This is a genomic window from Mesorhizobium sp. WSM4820 (genome assembly GCF_055811075.1).
In genome coordinates, this window is the sequence record NZ_JBVVQN010000001.1 from 371,871 (window position 1) to 384,864 (window position 12,994).

Annotated in this window: 18 protein-coding genes; 12 read left to right on the top strand and 6 right to left on the bottom strand. The window is 61.6% G+C overall.

The features are described 5' to 3' along the window. Positions 1-158: 158 nt before the first annotated feature. Together AC0L2R_RS01875 and AC0L2R_RS01880 are read right to left on the bottom strand one after the other, a co-directional pair. On the bottom strand, positions 159-377 hold the full coding sequence (locus tag AC0L2R_RS01875) for a hypothetical protein (RefSeq protein ID WP_473507550.1): 219 nt from the start codon (positions 375-377) through the stop codon (positions 159-161). An 80-nt stretch (positions 378-457) separates the two neighbouring features. After that, positions 458-739: a hypothetical protein gene (locus tag AC0L2R_RS01880; RefSeq protein WP_473507551.1), complete on the bottom strand. Its 282-nt coding sequence runs from the start codon at positions 737-739 to the stop codon at positions 458-460. 792 nt (positions 740-1,531) lie between these two features. Between AC0L2R_RS01880 and AC0L2R_RS01885 the strand changes: the two genes are divergently transcribed. The 6 genes from AC0L2R_RS01885 (at position 1,532) to AC0L2R_RS01910 (ending at position 4,457) form a co-directional block, all read left to right on the top strand. Further along, complete coding sequence (locus tag AC0L2R_RS01885; RefSeq protein ID WP_473507552.1) at positions 1,532-1,693, top strand: hypothetical protein; 162 nt, start codon at positions 1,532-1,534, stop codon at positions 1,691-1,693. 141 nt (positions 1,694-1,834) lie between these two features. Continuing rightward, complete coding sequence (locus AC0L2R_RS01890) at positions 1,835-2,068, top strand: hypothetical protein (RefSeq protein WP_128248517.1); 234 nt, start codon at positions 1,835-1,837, stop codon at positions 2,066-2,068. 108 nt (positions 2,069-2,176) lie between these two features. After that, the gene (locus tag AC0L2R_RS01895; protein WP_473507553.1) at positions 2,177-2,362 is read left to right on the top strand and encodes a hypothetical protein; all 186 of its coding nucleotides are present in this window, start codon (positions 2,177-2,179) and stop codon (positions 2,360-2,362) included. A 153-nt stretch (positions 2,363-2,515) separates the two neighbouring features. Beyond that, positions 2,516-2,740 (top strand): DUF982 domain-containing protein, encoded by a 225-nt coding sequence (locus tag AC0L2R_RS01900; protein WP_473507554.1) that lies wholly within the window; start codon positions 2,516-2,518, stop codon positions 2,738-2,740. Between the two features lie 17 nt (positions 2,741-2,757). Beyond that, positions 2,758-3,159 (top strand): virion core protein, T7 gp14 family, encoded by a 402-nt coding sequence (locus tag AC0L2R_RS01905; protein WP_473507555.1) that lies wholly within the window; start codon positions 2,758-2,760, stop codon positions 3,157-3,159. Positions 3,160-3,275: 116 nt separating this feature from the next. Further along, complete coding sequence (locus AC0L2R_RS01910; RefSeq protein WP_473507556.1) at positions 3,276-4,457, top strand: hypothetical protein; 1,182 nt, start codon at positions 3,276-3,278, stop codon at positions 4,455-4,457. On the opposite strand, the gene AC0L2R_RS01915 is transcribed toward AC0L2R_RS01910, so the two are convergent. Further along, positions 4,454-4,663, bottom strand: coding sequence for a hypothetical protein (locus AC0L2R_RS01915; RefSeq protein WP_473507557.1), 210 nt, complete (start codon positions 4,661-4,663; stop codon positions 4,454-4,456). The genes AC0L2R_RS01910 and AC0L2R_RS01915 overlap by 4 nt on opposite strands. A gap of 228 nt (positions 4,664-4,891) precedes the next feature. Here AC0L2R_RS01915 and AC0L2R_RS01920 point away from each other — a divergent pair, with 228 nt between their 5' ends. Beyond that, complete coding sequence (locus AC0L2R_RS01920; protein ID WP_473507558.1) at positions 4,892-5,074, top strand: hypothetical protein; 183 nt, start codon at positions 4,892-4,894, stop codon at positions 5,072-5,074. Here the strand turns inward: AC0L2R_RS01920 and AC0L2R_RS01925 are convergent. Beyond that, on the bottom strand, positions 5,061-5,597 hold the full coding sequence (locus AC0L2R_RS01925) for a hypothetical protein (RefSeq protein WP_473507559.1): 537 nt from the start codon (positions 5,595-5,597) through the stop codon (positions 5,061-5,063). The two genes, AC0L2R_RS01920 and AC0L2R_RS01925, sit on opposite strands and share 14 nt — an antisense overlap. A 630-nt stretch (positions 5,598-6,227) precedes the next feature. On the opposite strand from AC0L2R_RS01925, the gene AC0L2R_RS01930 reads away from it, so the two are divergent. From AC0L2R_RS01930 to ade, 3 genes are all read left to right on the top strand, one after another. Beyond that, on the top strand, positions 6,228-6,437 hold the full coding sequence (locus AC0L2R_RS01930; protein ID WP_287221210.1) for a hypothetical protein: 210 nt from the start codon (positions 6,228-6,230) through the stop codon (positions 6,435-6,437). A gap of 53 nt (positions 6,438-6,490) precedes the next feature. After that, the gene (locus AC0L2R_RS01935; RefSeq protein WP_128173227.1) at positions 6,491-6,670 is read left to right on the top strand and encodes a hypothetical protein; all 180 of its coding nucleotides are present in this window, start codon (positions 6,491-6,493) and stop codon (positions 6,668-6,670) included. Between the two features lie 219 nt (positions 6,671-6,889). After that, on the top strand, positions 6,890-8,701 hold the full coding sequence (ade, locus tag AC0L2R_RS01940) for an adenine deaminase (protein ID WP_287221213.1): 1,812 nt from the start codon (positions 6,890-6,892) through the stop codon (positions 8,699-8,701). A gap of 25 nt (positions 8,702-8,726) precedes the next feature. Here the strand turns inward: ade and AC0L2R_RS01945 are convergent, their stop codons facing one another. Beyond that, on the bottom strand, positions 8,727-9,887 hold the full coding sequence (locus tag AC0L2R_RS01945) for an alpha/beta hydrolase (protein WP_473507560.1): 1,161 nt from the start codon (positions 9,885-9,887) through the stop codon (positions 8,727-8,729). 1 nt (position 9,888) lies between these two features. Beyond that, positions 9,889-10,956, bottom strand: coding sequence for an alpha/beta hydrolase (locus AC0L2R_RS01950; protein WP_473507561.1), 1,068 nt, complete (start codon positions 10,954-10,956; stop codon positions 9,889-9,891). A gap of 222 nt (positions 10,957-11,178) precedes the next feature. On the opposite strand from AC0L2R_RS01950, the gene ilvA reads away from it, so the two are divergent. Both ilvA and AC0L2R_RS01960 read left to right on the top strand, forming a co-directional pair. Further along, a complete protein-coding gene (ilvA, locus tag AC0L2R_RS01955) occupies positions 11,179-12,435 on the top strand; it encodes a threonine ammonia-lyase IlvA (RefSeq protein WP_473507562.1) in 1,257 nt (418 codons plus the stop codon). After that, complete coding sequence (locus tag AC0L2R_RS01960; protein WP_473507563.1) at positions 12,432-12,992, top strand: DUF1697 domain-containing protein; 561 nt, start codon at positions 12,432-12,434, stop codon at positions 12,990-12,992. The genes ilvA and AC0L2R_RS01960 overlap by 4 nt, the downstream gene beginning before the upstream one ends. The last annotated feature ends 2 nt before the right edge of the window (positions 12,993-12,994 follow it).

Genomic DNA, 12,994 nt, shown 5'->3' on the forward strand with positions numbered 1-12,994 from the left:
CTGTCGCCTGACAAGTGATAAGGCTACGATCCCGAGTACCAGCTTGGCGCTATGCCCGCGTTCGGGAGGTAGGCTGAACCCCTATCTCCCGTTCGGTACTCTGGCCCGAAGTCGCATCTTGTGCAACTTCACCCATACAAGAATCTTGTTCAAAAGCGTCAAGCTTCAATCCTCCATGCGTCAATCCTGACGGGTTTGTCACGGACCTCGACCTTGCCCCGGCGACCGGCCAGGAGCCGCGCCACAGTGACCGCAGCGGTGCGCTTCATGTGATACCCGAGCGTCGTGTGGGCACCGTCTGGATGCTCCGTGAAGAGCAGCCACTTGTTGCCCCGCTCGGTGTGTTCCGCGAGGCGCTGGACTACGAACTTGCTCATGCATTGATCTCACTTCGCGATGAAATAGAGGGGGACGAGGATGGCGAACACGACGATCCAGAGGGTGATCAGGTCGGTGATCATGCTGAAACCTCCCAGTAGAGGTGCGGCCAGTTGATCTTGTGTTCGGCCAGCATGTCGTCGCGCCAGTCAGCCTCGGCAGCCTCCCAGCCCTCGCCACCCCTGAAGACGCGGACGTCCAGGATGTCGATGTATGGGTGTGGCGTGGTGTAGGGCTTCTCGGCGGAGCGATCCTTGTCCCAGAAGGCGAGGTGTTCGGGCCAGTCGACGCGGATGACGTTGCCGTAGCCCTCATGCTCCCCGCTGGCCACCTCCTCGGATGCACCATTTGCGCCCCTCATGCGCCCATAGCGCGCACCATCAGATGCATAATCTCCAAGTGAACGTTGAAATCATTGGGGAATTGCCGGCGTTGTGGCATAGCCTGTGACATGCAAGGCGACATGACGCGCCGCGTGGCTGGAAATGAAGGGGCACGGGGGGTCGTCGCGCGAGCCAGTTATCCGATGGGTCGTAAGAAAATTTGGCCCGGATATTCCGACCCCTCCTTTTGACCCCGTTCACCCGAATTGTCTATCCGAGCTAGCTCAAGCGGCCGATTTGGGGGCGATCTATATCGGCTACAAATGACCTGTCGCTTGACGCTGGGGTCAATAGGGTGGGCACTCGTCACTGGGTGGGCACGCGCGTCAGGCCGGGTGTGTAGGCTGGGGTTACGGAAGTCGCATTTGAGGGTCCGTCCCCGGCCGCACGCTTGAGACACCCGCCCGGGTGGCCTTGGGGGCGGCACTAGCCGGTGTAAGACTGACAGCGTGCCCAAGGCTCCGCTGTCTGGGTCCCGTCATCGCTCAGTCACTATTTAGTTGTGCTGCCACTGCACCTTGCGAAGGCAGCTCAAAGCAGCGGGGACTAACCCCAAGCCCCCCGCCCGGTCCCCGCTGCTCATTTACCGTCACGGAACCCCGAAGGTCTAGCCGACCCAGAGCGCCATCCTTTTGGTACGAAATCGTACATTGATTTTTTCCGGGAAAGTGCAACAAGTGGTTACTTGGGGCAGCGGCTCGGGCAACTCTCGGGTGAACGTTAAGACGACCAACGGGCGCACAGTCAGGGACCTTGTTACGGAGGTCATCGTGGCAGCGCCATACGGCGGAATCGTCTCCGTTAAGGCCACCATAGCAGCGGTGCGCGAAGATGGCCCCCATTGGGAAGTGACCGACTGTGATCTGATCGAGTTTATCGTGGAGGCGGCTCCGGCATTTGGGCGCGCGGTAGCCTTCGACGTTCGCGAATGATCCTCTAATGGCTGTCAGTTGATCAGCCAGTCCTTCGCGCTCAGAAATCTGTTCCAAACATTCCGACCAACCAACTACCGGAACAGAAGACACCGGGGGGGACATTTAGATAAGAGGACGTTAGCAATTGAGGAACCTCTTATGAACCCGACCGAATTGCAGGCGATTGGCGACACGCTGATGCGGGTAGTGACGCCAGAGATGACACCTAAACAGCTCCTGAAGGCTGCAAAGAAGGAGCATCCGGACGCGTCGAAAAAGGACATCGCTCGCGCGGCGTTCTTCTCGATTATTTCCAACGCTGATCAAGACATCGGCAAATCCAGGAATTTGCAAGCGTTTGCGTTGGCGGAGCGAACCCAACAATCTGACTAAGATTGATGGTCGACATGCGAGGTCCTGGGTCCCAAACATTCCTGACCCCTAACGGAACCAATCCGTGACCTGCGAGTTGCGGCTCGGGCGGGGTTGGGACATGCCGACATGGCAAAGCGTGACGCAGCGGGCCATAAGACCCTTGCCGATACCGTTCGGGAGTTGATCGGTACCGAAGACAATCGTCGTCATGTCCACAAGCTGCTTGGGCTGGAGGTCGAACAGGAACTGACGCCAACTCTGGCATCATTGCTTGAGGCGATCGGAAAGGCCGGTCGGGACGAAACTCCATAGCTGCCCTTACGGGTCCTGCTAAGGGGGAGCCCGCCGCCGTTGAGGGAACAACGACGGACCCCACAGCGGCTGCATTCCACGGAGAATCGACCGCCGCAATTCTAAACCCGCGCGGGCCTACATCGTTCCTCCTGGTTCTCCCCTCCGGTGTTCGTGAAGACCGAGCTGGTCGGTGTCAGCTATGCCTGCAACAATGTCCGAGGTGCATCCGAGCAGCTCGTGGAGTGGAACAAGAGGGGACCCAAGTGGCACCATGCGTCGGCCCTATGCCTTCGAGCCCTGGAGGGTGAGGAGGTCGATCCCAAGGAGATACGGCAGGCATTCGAGGCTGCCGCTAAGGAGGCCAAGAAGCTCATCCCTCACCAATCTGGCAGGTAGGGGTCTCCTAGGTCCCTGTGCCCCCTCGGCTACACCAGTGGAGAACTGCTGGGGTACAGGAACGCAAGGCTGCCTCTCGGGAGCAACAGAACCTTGCCACTGAGGCGATGCGAAGCAGGGCCACCGCTGAGGTGGCTGCCGGCGAAGCCGGTGTGACGGGCCTCTCCGTCGATGCCCTGATCGCTGACTACTACGGGCAGCAGGGTCGCTACGAGCGCACCCTCGACAACAATTACCAGATGCAGGCCGACTATCTCCGAGGCGAGATGGACGCAACTCAGGCGCAGGCCGAGGGCCGCATCAACTCGGTCCAACAGGGCCAGAGGCCATCCTTCGCCGACGCTGCCATCCGTATCCTCGGTGGCGGTCTCGATGCGTACGGCGGGTATCAACGCGCTAAGGCAGCAGGGGTCGCTTAATGGCAGGACAAGGAAGAGTTCAGACACCGGAGCTTCAGGCCAACATTCGGCTTCAGCCAGCTCCGATGCAGTCTGACACATACGCAGCACCGGCACAGCCGGCCAGGAACGAGAACATGTTCCGTTTGGCTGACGCCCTCGGGTCATTCTCGAACACCCTCGGGAACCTCGTAGGTGTCGTCGGCAAGCCCGACAAGGCTGCCCGCGAGCGTGAAGAGGCCATGTTCCAGAAGCGGATCGCCGGCCAGACCCTCGAAGAGACCCGCAGGGACATCGCTGAGGGCCGCATGTCGGTGACGGACGACAAGTTCGCCAACGCCGCGCGCCAGTCCGTCTACGGCAACAAGTGGGCTCAGGGCCTTGCGCAGGAAACCGACACCGAGCTTCAGACCAGCTTCGATTGGGACAAAGGGAACCCCGAACAGTACCTCGCTCAGAAGTTCCAAGAGAGCATCGAGAAGAGCGGCCTGACGGACCCGAACGCCATCGCGTCGGCTGCCAAGGCGTGGGACCAATACAAGACCTCGGTCCTCGCCAAGCAGGACAAGTACCGGATCGATCGCACCAACCAGTCGACCGTCGACACCGCCTTCACGGTGGTAAGCGACAAGGCCAACGAGTGGATCGCCAACGGTGTCGCGCCGGATCAGTTCGCCAAGAACCTCAACGCCATGCGCGGCGAGCTGGGAACCAAGGGCTCCCTCGGTGCCAACGAAGAGACGCTCGATCAGGAGTACCTCAACACCGCCGCCAGGATCGCCCAGACGAACCCTGAGTACGCCGTGGCGATGCTTGATGCGGAATACAGCGGACGGTCTGGAAAGACCACCCTGTCGTCGCAGCGGGCCTATCGTGACCGCGTCCTGCAGATCAAGGCTGAGGCTGCTAAAGCCATCGGCGTTGTCGTTGACCGTGTTCTTAAGGAGAACGGTCTCACCAGTGGCCAATCGGCGGGCGATGTCGGCGTACATCAGACGGGACATGATCAGGGTGTCGCGAACGGTGCCTTTTGGCTTGAACCAAGGGCGCACCTTCTGGATCGCTGGCACGTCGAAGTCTTGGATGTTGTGGCCGACGATGACGTCAGCCTCCATCAGCAGCTTCAAGCCAAAGTCGATGCTCGGGCCGGTCTCGATGTGCCGGCCAGCTTCAACGACAAGCTCTTCGGGGTGGTGGTCGTGACAGGACCAGATGCCGCCTGTCTCGGTATTCTTGATGACCAACGAATGGATCGTGGTCATCTCTGGGATCAGTCCGTTCGTCTCGATGTCGAAGACGAGGGTGGTCTGACCCATTAGGTGAGTAGGGCCAACTGCTTGTCGAGGGCCTTGTTCTCGTCGGCCAGAACCCTGATCTGCTGTCGCAGTTCACTGGTCTGGGCCGCGATCTGAGCGAGCCCGTCACGTTCCCGTTCGAGTTCCTTGAAGCGGTTGTAGAGCTGTCGTTTCTCTTCCTTCTCAGCGAGTAGGAGTTGGGTCAGGTTGGTGATGGCTTGGTTGGCCAATGGATACCTCTTGAATTGCGCTCACCACGTCCCTCCACGCTTCCGCGAACAGGACGATGGTGGCAGTTCTGCCTTGGAGGATTAGGCGGGAGCCCTCGCGCCGAACGATCAGCGCAGAGGGGATGTTCTCGTTCGTGTGGTCGAAGGTCAGATGTCTTGGCATTGCTCGGATAGAGGCAATGGGCGATACTGTGGCTTGATCGCCGGTACTCGACCGCCAGAGGGAAAATGACCGACAAGGAACCTGGGGAAGATACGAGAATTGATATCTTCGATTTGCCCGGCACAACGGAGCGATACACCAGATACTATGAAAGGCTGGGGCTGTATGGGCGGCTGAAGGTGACTTCCGGGCTGGTGTTCTTCGGGATTTGCCTCTTCGTGCTCTGGCTGGAGATCACGAGCCACTAGCATCGTCTGAGCCTCTTTCAGAAAGGTAGGTCGTCATCGCTCTCGTTCGAGAAGCCATGTTCTTTGGCGTCCTTGTCTTTGAATGGGTCGTCGTCCCGCACGAGCAACCGACCAGTCTCCTGCTGGAACCCGAGCATGATGGTCTTGCCCGTGGCCCTGCCGGTGTAGCGGTCCTTGAGGATGCGGAAGATGGTGGTGGTGGCGATAATCGGATCATCATACGCGCGAGGATGGCCCGACAGGCGAGGTAGGAGACGACTTGGAAGTCCATGTCCTTGATCAGCCGGAAGGCGACGGCGCGGCTGTTGGGGTGTCCGTCCATGATCGCGGTGACGAACTGGTTGATGCCCTCGGCGACGGGCGGCACAGAGCCCTCAAGGATGCAGCGCCCGGTGTCAGTCTCGTAGCCACGCTCCCTGTCGATGTTCTTGCGGACGCGGGAGAGGTAGCGATCCCGGCCTAGACCGGACATTTCGATCTCCAGCTCGATCTGCCGCTGGAGCATGTGGTCGTGGTGGGTCATCAGTTCTCCAATGCTGCCAGCTCTTCGTGTAGGTCAGCGAGGACCAGCCAGTCGTTCACGTTAAGTTCTCCTTCGTGTCACCATGTCACAACTTCCGTGCCACAAGGGCGCTATGTCACGACATCTTCTCCGCAAACGGAGGTGTGCGGTTTGAGGCTCCAGACCAAGGCTGAAAATGTTGAATTACATGGGTTTTGGGGGGTAGATACGGTACGGGAGAGAAAGCAGAGGGGATTTTAAGTCCCTTGCGTCTACCAATTCCGCCACGTCCGCAGGCAGTCCTTTTCAAACGCCAGCCAAAGGCCGTCAAGCCATCTTCTGCCACCGAAAAATCTGACACTGGAAGCACGATTTGTCGCTGCGCTGCAAGGCGCGACATGTGGTTTAAAATCTGAATCTTGCCTCAATGTCCATTGATAGCGCTAAAACCTGGACCAAAAACCCGCCTTGGCGGCGGGTCGTCGGGCACAAAATCAGCACAGTGGCCAAATCAACGGCATGGCTGCCGTCATCGAGCCAGCGGCAACCCCTCGCCAGTGACGGGCCATCCACTGATTCAAACTTGATCAAGATCCCCGGAACCATTTCGGAGCGGCTGAGTTTCGGGCTAAAGCTACTGGAACCCCTGACATGGCAGAGTTTGACCCACGACAAGGGAAGTCTGTTGCCAACGCGGTACGGCAATTGCTGCGTTCCGAAGACTATCGCCGGCATTTACACGGCGTGCTGAATCTTGCCGTCGACCCACGACTGCCCAGCACCTTTGTCACATTGCTTGAGGCGCTTGATCAGGCCGGGCGGGAACTGTTTTCGCATTCCCGGAGCCCAAACGAGCGATAACCGAGAAAACGCGCCAATCTTCTCCTGCACCCGCTAATCTCCTCCTGCACTCCATGACTCAACGCTACGACACTGAGAAGACACCTGAAGGCACCTGGGACATCATCGATGTGTTCACGGGACTGCCGGTTGTCGAGGTCGGCGTCCCGTTGATCGACATGCCGATCGAAGAGGCCGACGATCTGGTCGAGCTTCTCAACTGCCGCGACAGGGAACAACGGGGCGATACTTGAGCGCCCGATTTCCTGATCGAAACTCCCGAACAAGCTGATTTGCCGCAACCGGACTCGTCTTCCGGTTGAGGCATTTTGTCGTGGACGGCGCCTCGCAGCGCCGCCGACGGCGCCTCCGGCAACGAGAGGTGAAGACCGAGTAGCCGCACACGACCCACAAGTTCCCCGCTGGTCAAAATCCGCGCGGCTTGGCACAGTCGGGAAAACAGGAGTCTCCTCATGGCGAAGACCGCGCGTGCGACGAAACCAAAACCCTGGGCCGAGGCGGCGACGCATCTGGTCGACGTCGCCATGGGCAGGAGGCCCGCCGATCTCGTCATCCGCAACGGGCGCTGGGTCAACGTTCATTCCGGCGAGATCATCGCCGGCACCGACATTGCCATTGCCGGCGGCCGTTTCGCCTATTGCGGGCCGAATGCCGGCCATGCCATCGGCCAGGGCACCAAGGTGGTCGACGCCGGCGGGCGCTATCTGGTGCCGGGCCTTTGCGACGCGCACATGCATGTCGAGAGCGGCATGGTGACGGTGACGGAGTTCTGCCGCGCGGTCATCCCGCATGGCACCACCTCGATGTTCATCGACCCGCACGAGATCGCCAACGTGCTCGGCCTGCCGGGTGTGCGGCTGATGCATGACGAGGCGGTCGCCATGCCGATCAACGTCCTTGTGCAGATGCCGTCCTGCGTGCCTTCCGCACCTGGGCTGGAGCATGCCGGCGCCGAGCTGACGGTTGCCGATGTGACCGAGGCGATGGGCTGGGAAAACATCGTCGGACTTGGCGAGGTGATGAACTTTCCCGGTGTCGCGGCCAACGATCCGGTGATGGCCGGCGAGATCGCCGCGACGGTGAGGGCGGGCAAGACCGTCGGCGGCCATTATGCCTCGCGCGATCTCGGCCTGCCGTTCCACGGCTACGTCGCCGGCGGCCCCGAGGACGACCACGAAGGCACGCGCGCCGAGGACGCCATCGCCCGCGTCCGCCAGGGCATGAAGGCAATGCTGAGGCTGGGCTCGGCATGGTACGACGTTGCCTCGCAGATCAAGGCGGTGACGGAGAGCGGGCTCGATCCGCGCAACTTCATCCTGTGCACCGACGACAGCCATTCCGGGACGCTCGTCCATGAAGGCCATATGGACCGGGTGGTCCGCCACGCCATCGGCCAGGGGTTGAAGCCGGTGACCGCGATCCAGATGGCGACGCTCAACACGGCCCAGCATTTCAGGCTGGAGCGCGAGCTGGGGTCGATCGCGCCGGGGCGGCTCGCCGATCTGCTGATCGTTTCCGATCTGGCCGCGATGACCATCGACGAAGTCTATGGCCGCGGCGTCAGGCTGGCCAAGGGCGGCAAGCTCGACATCGACATTCCGGCCTATGACTATCCGAAGACGGCAAAGAACACCGTCAAGCTCGGCAAGAAGCTCAAACCGGGGGATTTCGACATCGTGGCGCCTGTCGGCGCCAACGAAATTCGGGTGCGGGTCATCGGCGTGATCGAGAACCAGGCGCCGACGCGGGCGCTTGAGGCCGATCTTCCGGTGGAGGACGGCCTGGTCGCCATGGACCGTCGCAACGACGTCTGCCAGATCGCGCTGGTCGAGCGCCACCGCGGCACGGGCGGCGTCACCAACGCCTTCGTCTCCGGCTTCGGCTATATGAGCGACTGCGCCATGGCCTCCAGCGTGGCGCATGATGCCCACCACATCATCGTCGTCGGCACCTCCAAGCAGGACATGGCATTGGCGGTCAACCGGCTGGGCGAGGTCGGTGGCGGCGTCGTGCTGTTCTCCAGGGGCAAGGAACTGGCGCTGGTCGAAATGCCGATCGCCGGCCTGATGTCGGACGAGCGCGCCGAAATCGTCGCCGCCAAGGCCGACAAGCTGACCGAGGCAATGCGCCAGATGGGCTGTTCGCTGAACAACGCCTATATGCAGCACTCGCTGCTGGCGCTGGTCGTCATCCCGGAACTGAGGATTTCCGATGTCGGCCTGATCGATGTGACGACGTTCCAGAAGGTCGACCTGTTCGTCTGACAACGACCAAGGGCGTGTCCACTCCTCATCCGCCGGTGGCGATGGTCAGCACCTTGAACGGCGTGGTGATGACGATCTCGGCGACGGAGCCGACGGCCTTGCCGATGCCCTGGCCGAGATTGTCGATCGGCCGCGCCGGATCGACCTCGTCTGATGCCAGGCCGGCCGGGGCGCGCAGCCGGTCGCCGAGCAGTTGCACCAGGAACGGGTTGTCGGCGAATTTGGCGTGGTTCAGGCGGTCGCCGCCTTTGGTCTTGCTCAGGTCGACCACCGACACGCCATAGCTGGCGAGGTCGGCCGCGTCGCCATAGTCGCCGACGCGCGGCTTGTCGCCGGAGATCAGCGAGGACAGCCTCAGGGCGCGATCGTCGCCCGAAAGCAGGATGGCGAAAGGCTTGTCGGGCTTGCCGTAACGGATCATCTGCTTCTTGAATACATCGACATCGATGTCGGGCGAGGCCAGGATGACATAGCCGAGCTTGTCGCCGAGATCACGGTCGCCGGTGATGGCAAGCTGGCGCAGCGCCTCCATCGTCACCCAGGTGCCCATCGAATGGGCGATGATGTCGATGCTCTTGGCCTTCGTCTTGGCCAGCATCCGCAACGTCTCTTCGAGATCGTCGCGCGCCGCGTTGGCGCTTTCCTTGTCGTAGATATAGCCCGTGGTCTTGCCGCTCGACGCCCATGAGAACAGCACCGGCGTGCCGGAGTATTTGGTGTCGTGCGCGATCTGCGTCAGCCGGTAGATGCCGTCGTCGAAACCGTTGTTGAAGCCGTGCACGAAAACCAGAGCGCGGTCGCCGCGCATGGCGATGTCGGCGCCGACCGCCTTGGCGAATTGCGAGGCGCCTTCGTAGAATTCGACCTCGGTTGCCGTGAAGTCCTTCGCCGGGTTGCTGTTGGCGGAGCCCCTGACCCGCTCGATGGCGCCGACCTGATGGGTTATCGGGACGGTGACTTCGACACTGGCAAAACTGGTGGTCGGTGAACGGTCACCGTCGAACACCTGCCGCGGGTCCTTCGTCGCCTTTTTTCGGGTGGTGGCGACGAAGATCTCATGCGTGGCGGCGATGTCGGAGGCAGGCACCGTCACGGTCGTCGTGTTGAGAAGGTCGTGTGTCTTGCGGCCGGCGCAGCCGGTCACGGCGAGCGCAAACGCTACGACGAGAAAAGTCTTCGAACGCACCTCACTGCCCGAGCAGGCTGATGCGGTCGGTCACCTCGCGGTCGCTGGCAAATCCGTCATCCTCGCGCAGCCGCTGGCCGATCATCTTCACCAACTCGGGGTTGTCGGCAAATTTGGTGTGGTTGAAGCGATCCGATCCCTTGACGCTGGAGAGATCGACGACGCTCACGCCATAGTCGGCGAGGTCGGCGGCGTCCTTGTAATCGCCGACGCGCGGCCGCGAGCCGGCGATCAGGCCGGAGAGCCGCAGCGCCCGGTCGTCGTCGGACAGCAGAAGGATGAATGGCTTGTTCGGCTTGCCGTAGCGGCGCATCTGGCTCTTGAACACGTCGACATCGATGTCGGGCGAGGCCAGCACGACGTCGCCGAGCTTGCCGCTAAGATCGCGGTCGCCATTGATGGCGAGCTGACGCAGCGCTTCCATGGTAACCCAGGTCCCCAGCGAATGGGCGACGATGTCGATTCGCCGCGCGCCGGTCTGCGAGAGCATTCTCAGCGTCACTTCCAGTTGGTCGCGGGCGGCACTGGCGCTTTCCCTGTCATAGACATAGTCCCGGGTCTTGGCGCCCGAGGCCCAGGAAAACAGCACCGGCGTGCCCGGGTAGCCGGAATCATGCGCGATCTGGGTGACGCGGTAGACGGCGGCGTCGAAGGCGGTGTTGTAGCCATGGACGAAAAGCATGACGCGGCCGCCGCGCGCGGCGATGTCGGCACTGAGCGCGTTGGAGAATTTCGGCGCCGTGTCGTAGCCGACGACGTCGGAGGCCATGAAATATTTGGCCGGGTCGTTCGACTTGCCGCGTGAGCGCCGCTCGATCTGACCGGCTTCGTGGGTCCCCGGCACGGTGACGTTGACGCGGGCATAGTTCAGCGTGGCCGAGCGCTCGCGGTCGAAAACCTTGCTGGGATCGTCGGAGCGCTTGCGCGTCGTGGCGATGAAGATGCTGTGGTTGCCGGCGATATCGGTCACCGGCGCCGACACCATGGCGCTGCCGAGCAGTTCCTCGGTCTGCCGGCCGCCACAGCCGGCAACGAGCAAGGCAAGGACAAGGATACAAATCTTCTTCAACTCTAGAATTCCACTCCGGCCGAAAGGCTTGATCCAACCTCCGCGACCCCTCCCGGACAGCCGAAGTGCGGCAGAAGTAAGTCGTTTCCTGCCGAAATGCGCTCAGCGGCTTGCGACAGTCATCGCACTGTTGCGCGAAAGCCAGAACGATTGCCCTGATCAAACACGTACGGCGTGTGATAGCTTCGCGAACACCACAGACGATCGGGGGTAATTTTTTCGATGACCAGTTTCTCTTCCCGCGTCGCGGTCGCCGCTGCCGCGATCCGCCAGATCTTCCCGGAAACACCGCTGCAGGAAAACGATTATCTGTCGAAGAAGACCGGCGCGCGCGTGCTGCTGAAGCGCGAGGATCTGTCGCCGGTGCGCTCCTACAAGATCAGGGGCGCCTTCAATTTCTTCCGCAAGGCGCTCGCCGCCGGCAACGATGCCGAGCTGTTCGTCTGCGCTTCCGCCGGCAACCATGCCCAGGGCTTTGCCTTCGTCTGCCGTCATTTCGGCAAGCGAGGCGTGGTGTTCATGCCGGTGACGACGCCGCATCAGAAGATCGACAAGACGCGGCTGTTCGGCGGCGAATTCGTCGAGATCAGGCTGGTCGGCGACTTTTTCGACGACTGCTACCGCGCCGCCTCCGAATTCACCGAAAGCGCCGGCGCGCACATGGTGCCGCCATTCGACCACAAGGACATCATCGAGGGGCAGGCGACGGTCGCCTACGAGATATCAGGCCAGATGCCGGGCGCGCGCATGCCAGACATCATCATGCTGCCGGTCGGCGGCGGCGGTCTGGCAGCGGGTGTGACGCATTATTTCGCCGACCAGCGCCGCGACACGCGCTTCGTCTTTTGCGAGCCGGCCGGCGCGCCAAGCCTGCGCGAGAGCCTCGCCACCGGCAAGCGCATCAAGCTTGCCAGGGTCGACAATTTCGTCGATGGCGCGGCGGTGGCCGAGATCGGCCGCGAGCCGTTGCGGCATCTCAAGGCGTTTGCCACCGAGGCCGTGCGGCTGATCCCGGAAAACCGGCTCTGCGCGACCATGATCGAGATGCTGAACGTCGAAGGCGTGGTGCTGGAGCCGGCCGGCGCACTGGCGATCGACGCGCTGAAGGATTTTTCGAAGAAGGAAATCAGGGGCAAGACCATCGTCGCGGTGGTTTCGGGCGGCAATTTCGATTTTGAGCGGCTGCCGGACGTGAAGGAAAGGGCGCTGCGTTTCGAGGGGCTGAAAAAGTATTTCATCATCCGCTTTCCGCAGCGGCCGGGGGCGCTGCGCGACTTCCTCGAATTGCTCGGTCCCGACGACGACATTGCCCGCTTCGAATATCTGAAGAAATCGGCGCGCAATTTCGGCTCGGTGCTGATCGGCATCGAAACCAAGGACCGCCGCAATTTCGAGCTGCTCAACGCCAATTTCGAGGCCGAGGGCGTCCAGTATCAGGACATCACCGACAACGAGACGCTGGCCGGGTTCATCATATGAGCGCCCGGGCGAAGATTTTCGTTGCGTTGTTTTCCGGCATCAATGTCGGCGGCAACCGCATCGTCAAGATGGCGGAGTTGCGGTCGTTCTTCGAGCAGCTCGGCTTTGGCGACGTCGCCAGCTATGTGCAGAGCGGCAACGTCGTGTTCCGTTCGGCAAAGGGCGACGCGGCCACGCTGGCCAAACAGCTGGAAGCGGCCTTCGAGAAGAAATGGGGATATCACTCGCGCATCATGGTGCGCGATCTCGGCTGGTTCGAGCGGCTGGTGGCGGAAAATCCATATCCAGAAGTCGCCGGGGAACCGACGAAGCTTCACGCCTATGTGCTGGAGCGCCCGCCGACCGCCGACGAGGTCGCGCGGCTGGCCGAAAAATGCACCGGTCCCGAACGGTTCGAGGTCAAGGGCGACGTGCTTTACCTGCACGCACTGGAAGGCCTCGGCAAATCGGTATTTGCCAATCTCATCCCGCGCACGCTGAAAGTGCCCTGCACCGCGCGCAACTGGCGCACGGTGCTGATGCTGCTGGAAATGGCCGGCCGCAATGGCGGAGCGTAGTC

Excerpts from the sequence above, each read along its gene's own strand:
- AC0L2R_RS01875 (WP_473507550.1), bottom strand. The coding sequence starts at position 377 with ATGAGCAAGTTCGTAGTCCAGCGCCTCGCGGAACACACCGAGCGGGGC.
- AC0L2R_RS01880 (WP_473507551.1), bottom strand. The coding sequence starts at position 739 with ATGAGGGGCGCAAATGGTGCATCCGAGGAGGTGGCCAGCGGGGAGCAT.
- AC0L2R_RS01890 (WP_128248517.1), top strand. The coding sequence starts at position 1,835 with ATGAACCCGACCGAATTGCAGGCGATTGGCGACACGCTGATGCGGGTA.
- AC0L2R_RS01895 (WP_473507553.1), top strand. The coding sequence starts at position 2,177 with ATGGCAAAGCGTGACGCAGCGGGCCATAAGACCCTTGCCGATACCGTT.
- AC0L2R_RS01910 (WP_473507556.1), top strand. The coding sequence starts at position 3,276 with ATGTTCCGTTTGGCTGACGCCCTCGGGTCATTCTCGAACACCCTCGGG.
- AC0L2R_RS01920 (WP_473507558.1), top strand. The coding sequence starts at position 4,892 with ATGACCGACAAGGAACCTGGGGAAGATACGAGAATTGATATCTTCGAT.
- AC0L2R_RS01925 (WP_473507559.1), bottom strand. The coding sequence starts at position 5,597 with ATGACCCACCACGACCACATGCTCCAGCGGCAGATCGAGCTGGAGATC.
- AC0L2R_RS01930 (WP_287221210.1), top strand. The coding sequence starts at position 6,228 with ATGGCAGAGTTTGACCCACGACAAGGGAAGTCTGTTGCCAACGCGGTA.
- AC0L2R_RS01935 (WP_128173227.1), top strand. The coding sequence starts at position 6,491 with ATGACTCAACGCTACGACACTGAGAAGACACCTGAAGGCACCTGGGAC.
- ade (WP_287221213.1), top strand. The coding sequence starts at position 6,890 with ATGGCGAAGACCGCGCGTGCGACGAAACCAAAACCCTGGGCCGAGGCG.
- ilvA (WP_473507562.1), top strand. The coding sequence starts at position 11,179 with ATGACCAGTTTCTCTTCCCGCGTCGCGGTCGCCGCTGCCGCGATCCGC.
- AC0L2R_RS01960 (WP_473507563.1), top strand. The coding sequence starts at position 12,432 with ATGAGCGCCCGGGCGAAGATTTTCGTTGCGTTGTTTTCCGGCATCAAT.